A 17438-nucleotide genomic window follows, 5' to 3' on the forward strand; every position below is an offset into this window, starting at 1 on the left:
CAAGGTGAGCAGTATGGAACGGGATTTGTTCTTCATCGTCTCGTTCCTCACGCCTGCACCAGCGGGCCGGGGTTCTTCAGGTACTGATCTTTGATGGCCTGGGCCGCGAACAGGGTAATCGCGCCGATCAGCGCGGTGGGGTTGGCCTGGAAGTTCTGCGGGAAGGCGTTGCCGCCGGGCACGAAGACGTTGTGCACGTCCCAGCTCTGCAGGTAGCGGTTGAGCGCGCTGGTTTCCGGCGACTCACCCATGATCGCGCCGCCCACGTTGTGGGTGGAGACGTACTTGGTGATGTCCCAGTGCGAGTCCATCCCCAGGTAGCTTTCGCTGTAGCTGTCCGGGTTCAGCTCTTTGGTGATGTTCTGCACGATGCCGCGCAGGTGCTGTTGCAGGCGCAGTTCGTTGGGCTTCCAGTCGAAGGTGATGCGCAGCAGCGGCAGGCCCCACGGGTCTTTGTAGGTCGGGTCGAGGTCGACGTAGTGCTCGCGGTACGACATGCAGCCGGTGGAGATGCTGACCTTCATCGAGTGGCCGTACCAGTCCTGCATGCCGTCCTTCCAGCCTTGGCCCCATTCCGGGGTGCCAGCCGGCAGGGACGTGCCGATGGGCGTGCCGGTGGCCTGGGAGCTGTGGATCTTGGCGCCGCCGATGATGCCCAGCGCCGGGCCGTCGAAGTTGCCGGGCGAGATGTCGTTGAACATCTGCCCCGTGGCGCCGGCGGTGGCGAAGGGGTTGAACTGCTTGTCCTTGAAGAACAGCGTGGTGCCGCCGACGCTGAGGTACGCGTAGTTGCGGCCGATGGTGCCGGTGTTGGAGACCGGATCGTACGGCTTGCCGATGCCCGAGAGCAGCATCAGACGCACGTTGACGAATTGGAAGCCCGCGAGCACGACGATCTTGGCCGGCTGGAACACGGTGTTGCCGTCGGCGTCGGCGTAGGTCACGCCTTTGGCGGTCTTGCCGTCGGGGTGCAGTTCGACCTTGAGGACGTTGGCGTTGACCTTGTAGTCGAAGTTCTCCATGCGCTTGAGCGCGTCCATCACCGCGGTTTGCGGCGAGGCCTTGGAGAAGTTCAGGCACGGATATTTGCTGCAATAGCCGCAGTAGTTGCAGGGCGCGATCTGGTTGCCGTAGGGGTTCTTCCAGGCCCGCGAAACGTTCGCCGAGGGGTTGGGGAACGGGTGGTAGCCGAGCTTGCGCGCCGCATCGGCGAACATCGTGTTGTTCAGCGTGTCTTCCAGCGCCGGCAGCGGGCACGGGTTGGAGCGCGGGCCTTCGAACGGGTCGCCGCCGGGCATGATCTGCCCGCGCAGGTTGCCGGTGTTGGCCGACAGGCCGCAGATCTTGTCGAACTTGTCGAGGTAGGGCTCGATCTCGTCCCAGGTGAAGGGGAAGTCGCCGATGGTCATGTTGCCCGGCAGCACGCCGGGGCCGTAGGCCTGGTCGGCGTAGGTCTTGAGCTTGAGGTCGGTGGGCGTCGGGCGGATCAGCACGCCGGTCCAGTGCAGGCCCGAGCCGCCCACGCCAGTGCCGGGCACGAAGGCGCCCCATTGGCGGGTCGGCAGCGCGGTGCCGGTCATGCTGTGGCGCACGCTCAGGGCCGCGTCCTTGGGTGTGACCATGACTTTGTTGCGCACGGCGTAGGCGTATTGGTCGGCAGGCTTGGGGTAGGTGAAATCGGCGTTGCTGCGGTCTTCGCCGCGCTCCAGGGCGCGTACCCGCAGGCCCGCCTGCGCCAGTTCGATGCTCATCAGCGAGCCGGTCCAACCGAGACCGACCACGACGACATCGACTTCCTCATTGGTGATGTTTGACATGGGTAACCTTGAATGCTGTGTCGCTGGGCGAAGGGTTCAACCGCGCTGACCGGTCAGGCTGACCGGGCTGAGGGGGTACGGGACGTTATGCTGCGCGACCCATTCCAGGTAGCTGGCGCGGGCGCCGGGAAAGCCGATGGCGATCCAGGATTTCATGCCCTTGTTGCCGCCGTAGATGGGGTCGGCCAGCCAGCCCTGACGCGTGTGGTTGAGCAGTTCGTTGAAGAACAGCTTGCCGTTGAGCACGCTTTCGCCGGAGGCGGCGAAGTCGGCTTCGCCGCTTTGCAGCTTCTTCAGGGCGTCGTCGCGCTTGGCCAGATCGAGCAGCGCGAAGTGCTCGCCGTAGGCCTTCTGGCACCAGGCGTCGAACGCTGCGATGCCCTTCTGGTAGATCTGCTGGATGGTGTAGGGCAATTGGTAGCCCAAGGTCGGCGGCGCGTTGAGGTCGAACGGCCCTTCCAGGTACACCTCGCTGCCCAGGTCACCGGCCAACTGTTGGTCGATGAAGATCGGCACGTTGGTTTCCAGCGCGCCGGGGCCACGGCCACCACCGGGGATCAGGCGGTCGCAGGCGGCCAGGACCAGGGTCCATTCGGCAGGCGTGAAGAAAGTCGGCTTATAACCGTCCAGGCTCGGCGCGGCCAGTTCGGCGGCGGCCGCAGCGGACAGCCCTTTGACGGCGATGCCCATGGCGGGCAAGGCGATCAGGGAGGACAGCAGGAACTTCCTCCTCGAGGTTTGTGTGGCTAATAACATGCAAAGCACCTATGGCTAATCACAACGAACCGAGTGGCTACCCTGCCCTGTCTGGGGATGCGCTGGCTGCCTGGAACCTGGCCTGCGCCCTTGAGGCGTCTGTGGCGGTCTTGTCGCGTTTTGCTGGGCGATCGGGAAGCGGCGACATCGGGCATGCACGGGTCTGGGCCAGTGTCATGGGGTGCGGCTCGGTACACGGGGGTGGAATGATAGCAGCCTACTCAATACCCCGTAACTTCAAATTGCCTTTAGTCGTCAACAGGCGATTTGTCGCAGGAGATTTCTGAGCTTTCGAATCGTTTTTTGCCCGGGCAGGCTCAAACATCACGCGCTGCTGGCTGGTGGCCAGTTTTTTGGCGCTAGTGGTCAGAACGGTGCTGGCGGCCAATCGTTTCAAGAGATTGCCAATAACGGGGGAGATTCTTTCCAGACTCGACCGGCCTATCGCCTTTAACCGCATCCGCCTCCATCTTTTTCCTCTCCAGCCACCACAAAAATCATCGTTTCGCTTCCCCGCCCTTCTCCTCACTATGAGTCCACATCTGCTCCGCGGCCTTTTCGCTACAGGGACCACGCAGCGGCCTGACGATGTAACCGACCGCTCCCCACGACCCGCTTGAAGGACACCCCCATGCCCGCACACCCCACATCCATCGACACACTGGTCATCGGTGCCGGCCAAGCCGGCATCGCCGCCAGCGAACACCTGAGCGCCCAGGGCGTGCCGCATCTGGTGCTCGAGCGCAAGCGCATCGCCGAGGCCTGGCGCAGCGGGCGCTGGGATTCCTTGGTAGCCAACGGGCCGGTATGGCACGACCGCTTTCCGGGGCTGGACTTCGAGGAGCTGGACCCGGACGCCTTCGCCGGCAAAGACCGCGTGGCCGACTACTTCGAAGCCTATGTGAAGAAGTTCGACGTGCCGGTGCGCACCGGCGTGGACGTCACGCGGGTGGTGCGCAATGCGGGCCGCAGCGGCTTCCGGGTGGACACCAGCGACGGGGTGATCGAGGCGCAACGCATCGTGGTCGCCACCGGACCGTTCCAGAAGGCGGTGATTCCGCCCATCGCGCCGCAAGACCCGGCGCTGTACCAGATTCATTCGGCCGACTACTTCAACCCCGAGCAACTTCCCGAAGGCGCAGTGCTGGTGGTAGGCGCAGGCTCGTCGGGCACGCAGATCGCCGACGAACTGCAACGCGCCGGCAAGCAGGTGTACCTCTCGGTCGGCGCCCACGACCGCCCGCCACGACGCTACCGCAACCGCGACTTCTGCTGGTGGCTGGGGGTACTCGGCGAGTGGGATGCGGAAACCCCGCGCCAGGGCCGCGAACACGTGACCATCGCCGTCAGCGGCGCCCGCGGCGGCAACACCGTGGACTTCCGCGCCCTGGCCCATGAGGGCATGACCCTGGTCGGGCTGACGAAATCCTTCGACGACGGTGTGGTGACCTTCCAACCGGACCTTGCCGCCAACCTGGCCGCAGGCGATGCCAACTATCTGGCCGTGCTCGACGCCGCCGACGCCTACATCGCGCGCCACGGCCTGGACCTGCCGGAAGAACCCCAGGCGCGCCACCGTTATCCGGACCCGGCCTGCGTCACCGAGCCGATCCTCAGCCTGGACCTGCGCGAAGCCGGCATCACTAGCGTGATCTGGGCCACGGGCTATTCGACGGACTACAGCTGGCTGCACGTGGACGCCTTCGACGACAAAGGCAAGCCTAAGCATCAGCGTGGCGTGTCCAGCGAGCCGGGGGTGTATTTCCTCGGGTTGCCGTGGCTGTCGCGGCGCGGGTCGAGCTTCATCTGGGGGGTCTGGCACGACGCCAAGCACGTGGCCGGGCACATCGCCACGCAACGCAGCTACGGCGCCTACCGCGATGCCGCGCAGCGTCAGGCCGGTCTCTGACCCGGTTGCCATTCTTTCCCACCGAATTCGAGGAGCTTTCGATGCCCACCCATACCCGCATCCGCATGTTCAACACCAAGACCACCTACCCCAACCAATCCCTGGACAACGACCTGTGCCAGGCCGTACGCGCCGGCAACACCGTGTACGTGCGCGGCCAGGTCGGCACCGACTTCGACGGCAACCTGGTGGGCCTGGGCGATGCCGCGGCACAGGCCGAGCAGGCCATGAAGAACGTCAAGCAACTGCTCGAAGAGGCCGGTAGCGACCTGTCGCACATCGTCAAGACCACCACTTATCTGATCGACCCGCGCTACCGCGAACCGGTGTATCAAGTGGTGGGCAAATGGCTGCGCGGCGTGTATCCGATTTCCACCGGGCTGGTGGTCTCGGCCCTGGGGCAACCGCAGTGGCTGATGGAAATCGACGTGATCGCGGTGATCCCCGAAGCGGAGGACGCGCGCCCATGACCTTCTCGATCATCGGCCGCTGCGCCGAGACCGGCCAACTGGGCATCGCCATCAGCTCGTCGAGCATCGCCGTCGGCGCACGCTGCCCTTGGGTGCGCGCAGGGGTCGGCGCGGTATCGACGCAGAACGTCACCTTGCCCGCGCTCGGCCCGCAAATCCTCGACCTGCTCGAACACCAGTCGCTCACTCCGCAACAGGCGTTAGACCGTGCCTTGAACGCGAACGGCTGGAGCCAGTACCGACAAGTGACGGTGATCGACGACCAAGGCCGGGTGGCACTGTTCAGCGGGCAGCAGGCGCTGGGCATCTTCAACGCCGTGCAGGGCGAACAATGCGCGGCGGCGGGCAACCTGCTGGCCGGTCCCGAGGTGATCCAGGCCATGGTCGAGGCGTTCGAGCAGGCCCCAGGCGCGCTGGCCGATCGGCTGCTGGCGGCCATGCACGCGGCGATGGCCGCCGGTGGCGAAGCGGGCCCGGTGCACTCGGCGGCGCTCAAGATCGCCGGCGATCTGGTCTGGCCGATCGTCGACCTGCGCGTGGACTGGGCCGAACACGACCCCATCGGCCAGCTCGACGGGCTGTGGCGCGCCTACCAACCGCAGATGCAGGATTACCTGACCCGCGCGCTCGACCCCACCGCTGCGCCCACCTACGGCGTGCCGGGCGATGAGTGAGCACAGCAGCCGCGCGCTGCTCGCGCACCTGGTGGGGTTCGCCACCGTCAGCCGCGATTCGAACCTGGCGCTGATCGAGTTCATCGACCAGTACCTGGCCGGCCATGGCATCGAAGCCGAGCTGCTGTTCAATGAGGCCGGCGACAAGGCCAGCCTGTTCGCCACCTTGGGGCCGGACATCGCCGGCGGCATCGTGCTCTCGGGCCACACCGACGTGGTGCCCGTGGACGGCCAAGCCTGGTCGGTGCCGCCGTTCGAAATGACCGAGGCCGATGGCCGCTTGTACGGCCGCGGTACCGCTGACATGAAGGGCTTCATCGCCTGCGTGCTGGCCGCCGTGCCACGACTGCTGGCCAAGCCGCTGCGCAGCCCGGTGCACCTGGCGTTTTCCTACGACGAAGAAGTGGGTTGCCTGGGCGTGCGGCCGATGCTCGCCGCGCTCGGCCAGCGCCCGCACAAGCCGGGCCTGTGCCTGATCGGCGAACCCAGCGAGCTGCAACCGGTGCTCGGCCACAAGGGCAAGCTGGCCATGCGCTGCGAGGTGCAGGGTCTGGCCTGCCACTCGGCCCATGCGCCCTCGGGCGTGAACGCCATCGAATACGCCGCGCGGCTGATCGGCCATCTGGGCGACCTGGGCGAGGCGCTGGCCGCGCCTGAACACCACGACACACGCTTCGACCCGCCCTATTCCACGGTGCAGACCGGCGTCATCCACGGCGGCCGTGCGCTGAACATCGTGCCGGCCGAATGCGCTTTCGATTTCGAGGTGCGCACTCTGCCTGGTTTCGATGCCCAGCAGGTGGTGGACGGTCTGCAAACCTACGCCGAGCAACGGCTACTGCCGCGCATGCACGCGGTCGACCCGAGCACGGGCATCCGCCTGCAACCGCTCAGCGCCTACCCTGGGCTGGCGACTGCGGCCAACAGCGAGGCGGCGCAGTTGCTGGCGTATCTGTGCGGCTCGGATGCTTTCACCACCGTGGCGTTCGGCACCGAGGGCGGGCTGTTCGACGAAGCCGGCATTCCGACCGTGGTCTGCGGGCCGGGAAGCATGGCGCAAGGGCACAAGCCGGACGAGTTCGTCACCTTGGAACAGCTCGATGGCTGCGACGCCATGCTCAAGCGCCTGGCCGACCACCTGCACTGCTAAGCGCGCTCAGTCGGCCTGATGCCTAGCAGTTAAGCAATCGGGGCCGCTTTGCGGCCCTAAGTGACACCACTCCCGCTTAACTGACAGGCATTACTCAGTCGGCCTGACTCAGCGCCGTCAGCCGCTCGCGGCAATAGTCGACGAAGGCCTGCGCCGGCTTGGTCAGCTGCCCTTTGCTCAGGCGCGCGCTGACCAGCCCCGAGGGCGTGACCGGCTCGGCGATGTCAAGGGTGACCAGGCTCTGCCCGTCGTAGGTGTGGCTGGAAAACGGCCGCGTCACCAGCAGGGAAAAGCCGAAGCCCTGGCCCACCATGCCGCGCACCATCTCGATCGACGGCGAGCCGAAGACGATGTTCGGTGTCAGGCCCAGTTCGTGGAACAGGCTGACGAAGTAGGTGCGGCTTGGCAGCACGTCGAGCAGGATCATCGGCTCGCGCACCAGGTCGCGCAGCGACACTTCGCGCTGGCCGGCATAGCGGTGGTTGGCCGGCAGCAGCACGTAGGGCTTCTGCGCCGGCATCAGGGGCTCGGTCTCGATGGTGTTGTCCAGCTCGTGGTCGTAGAGGAAAGCCACGTCGAAGGCACCGGCGGTCAGGCCCTGGACCAGCTCCTGCTGGTCGCCGTCGCGCAGGCGGATGTCCACACCGGGGTACTGCTTGCTGAAACCTGCGATCAGTTGCGGCAGGTACAGCGGTGCCACGGTCTCGAAGCAGCCGATGTCGATCTGCCCGCTCATCACCTCGTTGTCGGCCAGGGCGTTCTGTTCGAACTCGTGGGCGATGCGCAGCAGCTCGCGAGCCTTGTGGTAGAAGCGCTTGCCACTGGGGGTCAGCGACACGCCCTGGGCATGGTGGCGGATGAACAGCTGGACGTTGAAGCTGCCTTCCAGGTTCTTGATGGCCGTGGCGATCGACGGCTGGGCGATGTAGAGCTGGCGCGAAGCCTCGGCCACGCTGCCGGCCTCGACGGTAGTCACGAAATACTTCAATTGCCGCAAGGTGTAGGCAGCCACGGGCACCTCGTTGGGCCGGCAGGCCGGAGTGGCCGTGCGCCAGCAGGGAAAGCCGACCTGCACAGTAGCGCAAAGGGCCTAACACCTTGGAGAGCTTTTTCATGGGGCCGAAGCATATTTTTAATCGTTTTCCCGCAGCCCGCAGTGGCGCACCATCGGTTCATCCCTGACAAGAACAGCGTCGGGCGCCACTGGCGACCCGCCGCGTGCAGCACCCCTTACTGCCTCTGAATAATCACAACCACATGTAATGAGGGAGTTTCCATGCGTACTCGTACCGCGTCTCTGGGCCTTGCGTTGCTGGCTGCCGCCAGCCTGCAGGCTGTCGCCGATTCCTCCAGCCTGACCGTGATCTCCTTTGGCGGCGCGACCAAGGTCGCGCAGCAGAACGCCTATTTCAAACCCTTCGAGCAGAGCGGCGCGGGCAAGATCGTGGCCGGTGAGTACAACGGCGAACTGTCGAAGATCAAGGCCATGGTCGATGTGGGCCATGTGTCCTGGGACGTGGTCGAGGTGGAGAGCCCCGAGCTGATCCGCGGCTGCGAGTCGGGGCTGTTCGAGCGCCTGGACCCGTCGATCGTCGGTGAGGCCTCGACCTTCCTGCCCGGCACCGTGAGCGAATGCGGCGTGGCCAGCTATGTGTGGTCGATGGTGTTGGCCTACAACCCGCAGAAGCTCAAGCAAGGCCCCGCCTCCTGGGCCGACTTCTGGGACACCCAGCGTTTCCCCGGCAAGCGCGGCCTGCGCAAAGGCGCCAAGTACACCCTGGAAGTGGCGCTGCTGGCCGACGGCGTAGCGCGTGAAGACCTGTACAAGGTGCTGGCCACCCCCGAAGGCGTGGACCGCGCGTTCAAGAAGCTCGACCAGATCAAGTCCAGCATCCAGTGGTGGGAAGCCGGCGCGCAACCCGCGCAGTGGCTGGTGGCGGGCGATGTGGTGATGTCGGCGGCCTACAACGGGCGTATCGCCTCGGCGCAGAAGGAAGGTTCGGCGCTGTCGATCGTCTGGCCGGGCAGCCTGTACGACCCTGACCACTGGGCCATCGTGCGCGGCAGCCCGAACAAGGCCCTGGCCGAAACCTTCATCCGCTTCGCCAGCCAAGCCGATGCGCAGCAGGCGTTCTCGACCCAGATCCCTTACGGCCCGATCCGCCAGGACGCCCTGGCCAAACTGCCTGCCGACGTGCAACGGCAACTGCCCACCGCGCCGGAAAACCTGGCCCAGGCGCAGTTGGTGGATGCCGAGTTCTGGGTCGACCATGGCGAGGAGCTGGAGGAGCGGTTCAATGCGTGGGCGGCGCGTTGATCGCCTGAAGTGGAGGAAGATAAACAGGCTTACTTGATTCTACCCGAATGGATCAGGCGAAGACGACTTCGAAGGGCTCGGCGCTGGCTTTGATTGCCCGTGCTACCTGAGGCGCGAGCTCGACAAGCTCTTGCTCGTGCATCAAGGTTCCTTCGACTGCCTGCAAGATCTCTCGAATACGCTCACGTGGGTTGTCCACCTTGCAGCGACGGCCAAAATCCAGCAGATGCAGCCGCGAGGCAAAGAACGACTTCTGGTTGTTCAGTGTCAGCGCCAGCGAATCATCCGGCAGATAGGCCGTCGTGTTGACGATGTCATACGCAGGTGCGAGCACCGCATCACTGCCGGATGGCGTACCGTACAACACGCCAAAGTTTTTCAAATGAGCATCCCCATTACCGACGATGCAGCTCAGTGCGACCATATCGAACAGTTGGTTCAGACTATCGGTTCGCTGGTCGAGCGCTACGAACAATTCGATGGCTTTTGCGATCAATTCATAGCTCTTACTGTACTTCTGCTCAGTGCCCACTCCCATCAACACAGCCATGTCCTCGAACCCCATAGGCGCGAGCTGCTCCGTTCGATCGAAGCGCCGCATCACGAACAGGTGCTTATCGTCCGAAAGGTAGAATGGCGGCGTTGGAATACCGGCGGTACTGGCGATGCTCATGCACAGAAACTCGTTGATGGCCAGATGCGGAAAGGCATCCCTGCCACTCTTCACGATCAACTCAGCCGTCACTGCGGTCGCCTTGTTCGATGCCTCCAGAACCTCAGGCACTAAGAGTTTGGGCTGAACTCCAGAAATGCCTGATCGCAGGATGTAGCGGTCGGCCAATTCCATGAATAAGTCTTCGGTACCGTCCCACGTGAGGATTTCAGCCAGACGCTCGCCTCTACTCGGGGCCGCATGCTCGTTGACCAACCGTTGGACCTCGGCAGAACGAATACCGACCCGCCCTATCGGAGAATTGCCCCCCGACAGCGCGAGCAGCAGCATGGGATCAAGCTTGGCCACCTTGGCTAGCCGATATTTGAGCTGCTCAAGCAGATAACCTTCGGGCAGGTTCATTTGAAAAAGAGGATGCAACGACCGGTGTCGGTATTCCTCACGTCGCGTGGGCATGACGAGACTGACTGGCGTAGTGCCTTCTCCCCGCTCGTATCGAAATACATAGTCGCCCGAGCGTGCAGTGAAAAGGCGACCCGCTTCGCCCTCGGGCGTGAACACCTGGAGTTCGTCGATCATGCAAAGACGTCCTGAAGTTCTTCCAAAGTAGGCAGGCGTTTGGGCACGACCTCGAGTTCGCAGCCCAAAGCGCTCAACGCTAAGCAGTAATAAGACATGGCAACCGTCAATTGCCCTTTTTCGATTTCAGCTACTTTCTGACGAGTAATGCCTAGCGTTCGGGCCAATTCAACCTTGCTCAACCCACGACGTTTACGCATGAGCGCGATGCTTCGTCCCAGACGCTCAGCGATAAGCTCATGACTCATGTTACACCTAGCTAACATCCCACTAATTAAGTAACGCTAGCATAACACAGTGATTTCTGTGTATTGGATCGCATGTCAACTGTAGTCAAACGTAAACAACACCAACCCTTCCACCGGCTCGTAGAACATCAGGATGGTGTCCGCGCCCTGGGTGCGGTAATGCCAGCCCGGCACGCTGGCGATGTGCAGGAAGCGCCGGCCGGCGGGGCTTAAGGGGTAGACGGCCGAGTCGCCGCTGTCGTCGTCGGCCTCGACGATGTGCATGGGAAACTCGACGGTTTCGACCCAGTTGGCGCAGCCGTCCACGTCGCCGCCCAGTTGCATGACGAACTCCTGGGGTTCCGAGTCCGGCCATTCCAAACGCCGTAACGTGCCGCTGGCACGGAACGCCTGTACGGTGGCGGCATAAGACTGGTGCTGATCGGCGTAATGCTGCTCCAGCTCGGCCTTGAGTTCGGGCGACTGCGCGTGCTGCGGGCCGTTGTCGCGGTGCAGGAAGAAATAGCGCGGATCGCCGCACAGGCGATAGCGGCCCTCTTCCACCTTGAAGCCGATCCAGTTGGTCTTGAGCAGGTCGCCGTGGAAACCCTCCCATTCGGTGTGTTCACCGACCAGGCCCTCGTAGGGCTCCAGTGGGCTGAGCATGTGCAGCACGCCCGACCACTCCGGGTTCAGCGTGGCGATGTCCAGGCTGAACAAGGGGTGGAGGTGCTCGGCCAGATCGAGCTGGTCCGGTACGAATACGGCCTCGGCGCTGGGAAAGGGCGACATGCCGGTTGGGATGCGGGTGTAGTCCACGGATGTGTCCTGGGTCATCGAATCAACTCCTGTCTTGGATCATGGGGGCGCGAGCGGCCTCGAACGCGCTCGTTTCGACCGCAAGCATCGCCCTCTAGTGCACCGGGGCGTGTGTAGGCGGGGTGTAAGCCCTCTAACCCGCTTCCGCTGCCCGGTGTTATCGCCTTTGGCCAACTTCGTCTATGACGACCGGCCGCTGCCCCAACCGACTCATCCACACCGACGCCAGGATCACCCCGCCGCCCAGCAACAACCGCCCCAGCGGCGCGCTCTGGTTCCAGATCAGCAGGTTCAGCACCAGCCCCACCGGCACGTGCAGGTTGTTCATCACCGCCAGTGTGGCGCCGGGCACCAGGCAAGCGCCCTTGTTCCACCAGTACAGCCCCAACGCGGTAGGCACCAGGCCCAGGAACGCCAGCACCTGCCACTGCACTGCCGTGCTCGGCAGGTGCGCGGCGTTGCCGAACAGCAGAAAACCGGGCAAGGCCACCAGCAAGGCGCCGAGGTAGAAATAGCCGAAGCGCCGGTAGTGCGGCAGGTCGCTGGGGTGGCGGGCCACCAGGTGGCGGTACAGCACCTGGCCGGCGGCATAGGTGAAGTTGGCCAGTTGCAGCAACAGGAAGCCGATGAAGAAGTCGCCGCTGATGCTGTCGAAACGGATCACCGCGGCGCCCGCTACGGCCACGGCGGCGGCCAGCAGCGCCCAGGGGTTGAAGCGCCGGTTCAGGGCGTCTTCGATGAGCGTCACGTGCAATGGCGTGAGGATGGTGAACAGCAGCACCTCCGGCACGCTGAGCACACGAAAGCTCAGGTACAGGCACACATAGGTGATGCCGTACTGCAACGCGCCGATCAGCAGCAGCGAGCGCATGAAACGCGGTTCGACCTGGCGCCAGCGGGTCAGTGGCAGGAACACCAGCGCCGCCAGCACCACACGGGCCAGCACGGCGAAGTAGCTGTCGACCTGGCCGGCCAGGTATTCGCCGATCAGGTTGAAGGAAAACGCCTGGATCAGCGCGACGACGATCAGATAGCCCATGGTGGCCCCTCGGAATGCAAGGCGGCGACCTTAGCGGCTGGGCCGCGGCAGTTCAACACGCGCATAAAAAAGCCCGACCATCACGGCCGGGCAGCTACACCCAAAGGAGCAAAAACGGGTGTCAGGTTTTGGGAATTCGCAAGGCTCAGGCCACGGCGGCCAGACGCGCCTTGGCGTCGCGCAGGCCCTTTTCGTGGAACTCACCGCTCATGTTCAAGCCTTCGGCATGCACGAAATCGACGTCGTGGATGCCGATGAAGGCCAGCACCTGGCGCAGGTAGGGCTCCTGATGGTCGCTGGCCGCTCCGGCATGGATGCCGCCACGGGCCGTGAGTACGATGGCGCGCTTGCCGGTCAGCAGGCCCTGGGGGCCGGTGGGCGTGTACTTGAAGGTGATGCCGGCACGCAGCACATGGTCGAGCCAGGCCTTCAGGGTGCTGGGAATGGTGAAGTTGTACATGGGCGCGGCCAGCACCAGCACGTCGGCGGCGAGCAATTCGTCGGTGAGGATGTTGGAGCGGGTCAGCGCTTCGATCTCGGCACCCGAGCGTTCGGCTTCGGGCTTGGTCCAGCCGCCGAGCAGATCGGCGTCCAAGTGCGGCACCGGCTTGGCGGCGAGGTCGCGCAGGGAGATCACGTCGTCGGGGTGCGCGCTCTGCCACTGGCCGACGAACTCGCGGGTCAGCTGCCGCGAGGTGGAATCCTGCTGGCGGGCGCTGCTTTCGATGATCAGTACGTGGGCCATGGGGCCTCCATCGGGAACGGGGTGCGTTGCAATGGAGGCGAGATTACTGATTGACCGATCGATAAAAAAGCGTAAAAAGTGGGTGCTATCTATCTAATACTTCGCTTATTTGCGTGTGCAGTCGACCATGATGCGGAGCCGCAGCACTTCGCGGTGAAAGCGCATGGTCGCGTCCGCGCGCTGACCGGGCTCCACTGTCAGGCGGCGTACGCGGGGAGCTTCAGGCCCATTGCGGAAGGTCACCTTGCACGCTGCAGGCACCTGGCCGTAGTTGCTCAGGGTAATCGCACCGAGGTCGGGCGCGGGGTCGCTAGCGCTGGCATCGACCTTGACGCCATCGAGCCGCTTTTCCACCTCGATGGGATAGGCCACGGCGGCCAGCGGCAGGCAACTCAGTAACACCAGACAATATCTATTCATTGGGCGCGCTCCTCGAAGCGCGCAGCTTAGGCCATCGGGAGATCGAGATGAAAGCGCCACGCGTAACCCTGGACCAGTGGCGGACCTTGCAGGCTGTGGTCGACCATGGCGGTTTCGCCCAGGCCGCCGACGCGTTGCACCGTTCGCAGTCGTCGGTGAGCTACACCGTGGCGCGCATGCAGGAGCAGCTCGGCGTGCCGCTGCTGCGCATCGACGGGCGCAAGGCCGTGCTGACCGAAGCCGGCAGCGTGTTGCTGCGGCGCTCGCGACACTTGGTCAAACAGGCCAGCCAGCTCGAAGACCTCGCCCACCATATGGAACAGGGTTGGGAAGCCGAAGTGCGGGTGGTGGTCGACGCGGCCTACCCCAGTGCGCGCCTGGTGCGCGCGCTCAGCGCCTTCATGCCGCAGAGCCGCGGCTGCCGCGTGCGCTTGCGCGAAGAAGTGCTGTCGGGGGTCGAGGAAGTGCTGCACGAAGGCATCGCCGACCTGGCCATCAGCAGCTACAGCATCGGCGGCTACCTGGGCAGCGAGTTGAGCGCGGTGGAGTTCGTCGCCGTTGCCCACCCCGAACACAGCCTGCACCGCGCCGGTCGCGAGCTGACCTTCCAGGACCTGGAAAGCCAACTGCAAGTGGTGATCCGCGACTCGGGCCGCGCGCAGCCACGCGACGTGGGCTGGCTCGGCGCCGAACAGCGCTGGACGGTGGGCAGCCTGGGTACGGCGGCCACCTTCGTCGGCAGCGGCCTGGGCTTCGCCTGGCTGCCGCGGCACATGATCGAGCGCGAACTGCGCGACGGCGTGCTCAAGCCGTTGCCGCTGGATCAGGGTGGGCGTCGGCACCCGTTGTTCTACCTGTACTCGAGCAAGGAAAAGAGCCTGGGGCCGGCCACGCAGATCCTCATCGAGCTGCTGCGCAACTTCGATACCGCGCCGCTGGATGTGCCGTTTGCGGCACCCGCGCAGGCTTGAGGCGGTATTCAGGTACAGAGCGAGGCAAGCCACCGTCCGTAGAAACCCTTCGCCGGGCTGCTGCTGTTCGCCTGAGCGGTCAAGGCCGCTCCGCAGCCCTAGACAGCGCGGCGTCGCACGCAAGCGGACAGGGTCACGCCCGCCGAGCCTGGTGGAACGCTTCATGCCAACTCAATGTCCGAACGCAGGTGGTCGTCGCCCAGCGTGGCGACACCTCGGGCGCCATAGGCCGCCCGATTCGGCGTCCCTGGCTGGCAGTCGTCGAAGAATCCCGGCAGGCTATGCCGCTGCGTTCACCCGATTCCTGCCACCCTGCCCGCCTTGTTTTTAGACGGCGGCTTCTTCCTACAAGGACTTTCACGCCCATGCTGAAAAAACTACTGCTCGCCACCTGCTCCCTGGCCTTGGCCACCAGCGTCATGGCCTCCGACAAGACCCCGCACGTGCTGCTCGACACCAGCTTCGGCCCGGTCGAAATCGAGCTCAACGCCGAGAAGGCGCCGGTCAGCACCAAGAACTTCCTCAGCTACGTCGACAAGGGGTTCTACAACAACACCATCTTCCACCGCGTGATTCCGGGCTTCATGGTCCAGGGCGGCGGCTTCACCGAGCAGATGGTGCAGAAGGAAACCGCCGACCCGATCCGCAACGAAGCCGGCAACGGCCTGATGAACACCCGCGGCACGCTGTCGATGGCACGTACCTCCAACCCGAACTCGGCCACCAGCCAGTTCTTCATCAACGTGGCCGACAACGACTTCCTCAACCCAGGGCGTGACAGTGGCTACGCGGTGTTCGGCAAGGTGACCAAGGGCATGGACGTGGTCGACCAGATCGTCAAGTCGCCCACCACCGTGAAGAAAGGCATGCGCGACGTACCGGCCGATCCGGTGTTCATCAAATCGGCCAAACGCATCGACTGACCGCTGGCTGCACAGGGACGTGCACCGCACCGCGGACGCAATGATCAGGAGTGTTGTAACCCATGTTGTACCGCCGTTTCGAACGCCTCATCGATATCTTCCGCGCAGCCCCGAGCGAGGCGCCGCCCAGCCGGGTGCTGCCGTTCTACCTCTACTACATGCGCCAGGTCTGGCCGTGCTTTCTCGCCCTGCTGGTGGTCGGCCTGGTCGCCTCGCTGATCGAAGTGGCGATGTTCAGCTTCCTCAGCCGCATCATCGACCTGGCCCAGGGCGCGCCCAACGTCAACTTCTTCAGCGAGCACAGCGGCGAGCTGATCTGGATGCTGGTGGTGGTGCTGATCCTGCGGCCGGTATTCTTCGGCCTGCACGACCTGCTGGTGCATCAGACCATCAACCCAGGCATGACCAGCTTGATCCGTTGGCAGAACCACACCTACGTGCTGCGCCAGAGCCTGAGCTTCTTCCAGAACGACTTCGCCGGGCGCATCGCCCAGCGCATCCTGCAGACCGGCAACTCGCTGCGCGACTCGGCGGTGCAGGCAGTGGACGCGCTGTGGCATGTGCTGATCTACGCCATCACGTCGCTGGTGCTGTTCGCCGAGGCCGATTGGCGGCTGATGCTGCCGCTGTTGGCGTGGATCTTCGGCTACATCGCGGCGTTGTGCTATTTCGTGCCGCGGGTCAAATCGCGCTCGGTGGTCTCTTCCGAGGCCCGCTCCAAACTGATGGGGCGCATCGTCGACGGCTACACCAACATCACCACGCTCAAGCTGTTCGCCCACACCGACCACGAGCAGCAGTACGCCCGCGAAGCGATCCGCGAGCAGACCGAAAAGACCCAGCTCGCCTCGCGGGTGGTCACCAGCATGGACGTGGCCATCACCAGCCTCAATGGCCTGCTGGTGGTCGGTACCACGGGCCTGGCGCTGTGGCTGTGGGCGCACTCGCTGATCAGCGTGGGTGCCATCGCACTGGCTACGGGCCTGGTGATCCGTATCGTCAACATGTCGGGCTGGATCATGTGGGTGGTCAACGGCATCTTCGAGAACATCGGCATCGTTCAGGACGGCCTGCAGACCATCGCCCAGCCCGTGACCGTACGCGACAAGCCCGATGCGCCGACGCTGCAGGTCAGCCGTGGCGCGGTGCACTTCCACCAGGTGGACTTCCACTATGGCGAGGCGCGCAACGTCATCCAGGGGCTGGAGCTGAACATCCGCCCCGGCGAGAAGATCGGCCTGATCGGCCCGTCCGGCGCGGGCAAGTCGACGTTGGTCAACCTGCTGCTGCGCCTGTACGACATCCACGGTGGGCAGATTCTGATCGATGGGCAAGACATCGCCGAAGTCGACCAGGACAGCCTGCGCGCGCAGATCGGCATGATCACCCAGGACACCTCGCTGCTGCACCGCTCGATCCGCGAGAACCTGCTGTACGGCCGGCCCGATGCCAGCGAGGCGCAGATGCGCGAAGCGGTGCACCAGGCGCGCGCCGACGAGTTCATCCCGCTGCTGTCCGATGCCGAGGGCCGCACCGGTTACGACGCGCATGTCGGCGAGCGCGGCGTGAAGCTCTCCGGCGGCCAGCGCCAACGCATCGCCATCGCCCGTGTGCTGCTCAAGAACGCGCCGATCCTGATCATGGACGAGGCCACTTCGGCGTTGGACTCGGAGGTGGAAGCGGCGATCCAGGAAAGCCTGGAGACCTTGATGCAAGGCAAGACCGTGATCGCCATCGCCCACCGCCTGTCGACCATCGCCCGCATGGACCGGTTGGTGGTGCTGGAACAGGGGCGTATCAAGGAGATCGGCAGCCATGCCGAGCTGTTGGCGCAGAAAGGGTTGTATGCGCGGTTGTGGCAGCACCAGACGGGGGGGTTCGTCGGCGTCGATTGACGGGTCTGGACGGGACGGCGCGCGCTACTGCGCACTGGATGGGGCCGGCGCAGC

The 17438-nt window shown here is 64.5% G+C and carries 17 protein-coding genes; 8 read left to right on the plus strand and 9 right to left on the minus strand.

Features of this window, described 5'->3' with window-relative positions; genetic code table 11:
* Positions 1-47 precede the first annotated feature (47 nt).
* Together B4M43_RS18785 and B4M43_RS18790 are read right to left on the minus strand one after the other, a co-directional pair.
* Positions 48-1817, minus strand: a complete 1770-nt coding sequence (locus B4M43_RS18785; protein ID WP_296268959.1) for a GMC family oxidoreductase — start codon at positions 1815-1817, stop codon at positions 48-50.
* Positions 1818-1853: 36 nt separating this feature from the next.
* A complete protein-coding gene (locus B4M43_RS18790; RefSeq protein WP_296268960.1) occupies positions 1854-2573 on the minus strand; it encodes a gluconate 2-dehydrogenase subunit 3 family protein in 720 nt (239 codons plus the stop codon).
* A gap of 631 nt (positions 2574-3204) precedes the next feature.
* On the opposite strand from B4M43_RS18790, the gene B4M43_RS18795 reads away from it, so the two are divergent.
* The 4 genes from B4M43_RS18795 to argE are packed head-to-tail and all read left to right on the plus strand — an operon-like array spanning position 3205 to position 6776.
* Entirely contained in the window at positions 3205-4482 is a 1278-nt protein-coding gene (locus tag B4M43_RS18795; RefSeq protein WP_296268961.1) for a flavin-containing monooxygenase, read from the plus strand.
* Between the two features lie 41 nt (positions 4483-4523).
* Positions 4524-4952 carry a RidA family protein gene (locus B4M43_RS18800; protein WP_296268962.1) on the plus strand — a complete coding sequence of 143 codons (429 nt, stop codon included), beginning with the start codon at positions 4524-4526 and terminating at the stop codon, positions 4950-4952.
* Positions 4949-5626 carry a DUF1028 domain-containing protein gene (locus tag B4M43_RS18805; protein ID WP_296268963.1) on the plus strand — a complete coding sequence of 226 codons (678 nt, stop codon included), beginning with the start codon at positions 4949-4951 and terminating at the stop codon, positions 5624-5626. The genes B4M43_RS18800 and B4M43_RS18805 overlap by 4 nt, the downstream gene beginning before the upstream one ends.
* A complete protein-coding gene (gene argE / locus B4M43_RS18810; RefSeq protein ID WP_296268964.1) occupies positions 5619-6776 on the plus strand; it encodes an acetylornithine deacetylase in 1158 nt (385 codons plus the stop codon). Before B4M43_RS18805 ends, argE begins: the two co-directional genes overlap by 8 nt.
* A gap of 94 nt (positions 6777-6870) precedes the next feature.
* Here the strand turns inward: argE and B4M43_RS18815 are convergent, their stop codons facing one another.
* Positions 6871-7788: a LysR family transcriptional regulator gene (locus B4M43_RS18815; RefSeq protein WP_296268965.1), complete on the minus strand. Its 918-nt coding sequence runs from the start codon at positions 7786-7788 to the stop codon at positions 6871-6873.
* A gap of 264 nt (positions 7789-8052) precedes the next feature.
* On the opposite strand from B4M43_RS18815, the gene B4M43_RS18820 reads away from it, so the two are divergent.
* Complete coding sequence (locus tag B4M43_RS18820) at positions 8053-9093, plus strand: ABC transporter substrate-binding protein (RefSeq protein WP_296268966.1); 1041 nt, start codon at positions 8053-8055, stop codon at positions 9091-9093.
* A gap of 52 nt (positions 9094-9145) precedes the next feature.
* On the opposite strand, the gene B4M43_RS18825 is transcribed toward B4M43_RS18820, so the two are convergent.
* The 6 genes from B4M43_RS18825 to B4M43_RS18850 all read right to left on the minus strand — a co-directional run bounded on the left by B4M43_RS18825 (position 9146) and on the right by B4M43_RS18850 (position 13595).
* Positions 9146-10345 (minus strand): type II toxin-antitoxin system HipA family toxin, encoded by a 1200-nt coding sequence (locus B4M43_RS18825; protein ID WP_296268967.1) that lies wholly within the window; start codon positions 10343-10345, stop codon positions 9146-9148.
* Positions 10342-10593: a helix-turn-helix transcriptional regulator gene (locus tag B4M43_RS18830; protein WP_296268968.1), complete on the minus strand. Its 252-nt coding sequence runs from the start codon at positions 10591-10593 to the stop codon at positions 10342-10344. The genes B4M43_RS18825 and B4M43_RS18830 overlap by 4 nt, the downstream gene beginning before the upstream one ends.
* A gap of 75 nt (positions 10594-10668) precedes the next feature.
* On the minus strand, positions 10669-11409 hold the full coding sequence (locus B4M43_RS18835) for a hypothetical protein (RefSeq protein WP_296268969.1): 741 nt from the start codon (positions 11407-11409) through the stop codon (positions 10669-10671).
* Positions 11410-11548: 139 nt separating this feature from the next.
* A complete protein-coding gene (locus B4M43_RS18840) occupies positions 11549-12430 on the minus strand; it encodes a carboxylate/amino acid/amine transporter (RefSeq protein WP_296268970.1) in 882 nt (293 codons plus the stop codon).
* 145 nt (positions 12431-12575) lie between these two features.
* The gene (locus tag B4M43_RS18845) at positions 12576-13175 is read right to left on the minus strand and encodes an FMN-dependent NADH-azoreductase (protein ID WP_296268971.1); all 600 of its coding nucleotides are present in this window, start codon (positions 13173-13175) and stop codon (positions 12576-12578) included.
* Between the two features lie 105 nt (positions 13176-13280).
* Entirely contained in the window at positions 13281-13595 is a 315-nt protein-coding gene (locus tag B4M43_RS18850; protein WP_296268972.1) for a 3-phosphoglycerate kinase, read from the minus strand.
* A 47-nt stretch (positions 13596-13642) separates the two neighbouring features.
* On the opposite strand from B4M43_RS18850, the gene B4M43_RS18855 reads away from it, so the two are divergent.
* The 3 genes from B4M43_RS18855 to B4M43_RS18865 all read left to right on the plus strand — a co-directional run bounded on the left by B4M43_RS18855 (position 13643) and on the right by B4M43_RS18865 (position 17384).
* Entirely contained in the window at positions 13643-14566 is a 924-nt protein-coding gene (locus tag B4M43_RS18855) for a LysR family transcriptional regulator (protein WP_296268973.1), read from the plus strand.
* Positions 14567-14931: 365 nt separating this feature from the next.
* Positions 14932-15489, plus strand: a complete 558-nt coding sequence (locus B4M43_RS18860; protein WP_296268974.1) for a peptidylprolyl isomerase — start codon at positions 14932-14934, stop codon at positions 15487-15489.
* Between the two features lie 62 nt (positions 15490-15551).
* A complete protein-coding gene (locus B4M43_RS18865; protein ID WP_296268975.1) occupies positions 15552-17384 on the plus strand; it encodes an ABC transporter ATP-binding protein in 1833 nt (610 codons plus the stop codon).
* Positions 17385-17438 lie beyond the last annotated feature (54 nt).

Source organism: Pseudomonas sp. UBA6562 (genome assembly GCF_002434265.1).
GTDB lineage: Bacteria > Pseudomonadota > Gammaproteobacteria > Pseudomonadales > Pseudomonadaceae > Aquipseudomonas.

Coding starts and splice junctions, on each gene's coding strand:
- B4M43_RS18820 (WP_296268966.1), top strand. CDS start 8,053: ATGCGTACTCGTACCGCGTCTCTGGGCCTTGCGTTGCTGGCTGCCGCC.
- B4M43_RS18800 (WP_296268962.1), top strand. CDS start 4,524: ATGCCCACCCATACCCGCATCCGCATGTTCAACACCAAGACCACCTAC.
- B4M43_RS18865 (WP_296268975.1), top strand. CDS start 15,552: ATGTTGTACCGCCGTTTCGAACGCCTCATCGATATCTTCCGCGCAGCC.
- B4M43_RS18785 (WP_296268959.1), bottom strand. CDS start 1,817: ATGTCAAACATCACCAATGAGGAAGTCGATGTCGTCGTGGTCGGTCTC.
- B4M43_RS18795 (WP_296268961.1), top strand. CDS start 3,205: ATGCCCGCACACCCCACATCCATCGACACACTGGTCATCGGTGCCGGC.
- B4M43_RS18825 (WP_296268967.1), bottom strand. CDS start 10,345: ATGATCGACGAACTCCAGGTGTTCACGCCCGAGGGCGAAGCGGGTCGC.
- B4M43_RS18830 (WP_296268968.1), bottom strand. CDS start 10,593: ATGAGTCATGAGCTTATCGCTGAGCGTCTGGGACGAAGCATCGCGCTC.
- B4M43_RS18840 (WP_296268970.1), bottom strand. CDS start 12,430: ATGGGCTATCTGATCGTCGTCGCGCTGATCCAGGCGTTTTCCTTCAAC.
- B4M43_RS18850 (WP_296268972.1), bottom strand. CDS start 13,595: ATGAATAGATATTGTCTGGTGTTACTGAGTTGCCTGCCGCTGGCCGCC.
- B4M43_RS18845 (WP_296268971.1), bottom strand. CDS start 13,175: ATGGCCCACGTACTGATCATCGAAAGCAGCGCCCGCCAGCAGGATTCC.
- B4M43_RS18805 (WP_296268963.1), top strand. CDS start 4,949: ATGACCTTCTCGATCATCGGCCGCTGCGCCGAGACCGGCCAACTGGGC.
- B4M43_RS18790 (WP_296268960.1), bottom strand. CDS start 2,573: ATGTTATTAGCCACACAAACCTCGAGGAGGAAGTTCCTGCTGTCCTCC.
- argE (WP_296268964.1), top strand. CDS start 5,619: ATGAGTGAGCACAGCAGCCGCGCGCTGCTCGCGCACCTGGTGGGGTTC.
- B4M43_RS18860 (WP_296268974.1), top strand. CDS start 14,932: ATGCTGAAAAAACTACTGCTCGCCACCTGCTCCCTGGCCTTGGCCACC.
- B4M43_RS18855 (WP_296268973.1), top strand. CDS start 13,643: ATGAAAGCGCCACGCGTAACCCTGGACCAGTGGCGGACCTTGCAGGCT.
- B4M43_RS18835 (WP_296268969.1), bottom strand. CDS start 11,409: ATGACCCAGGACACATCCGTGGACTACACCCGCATCCCAACCGGCATG.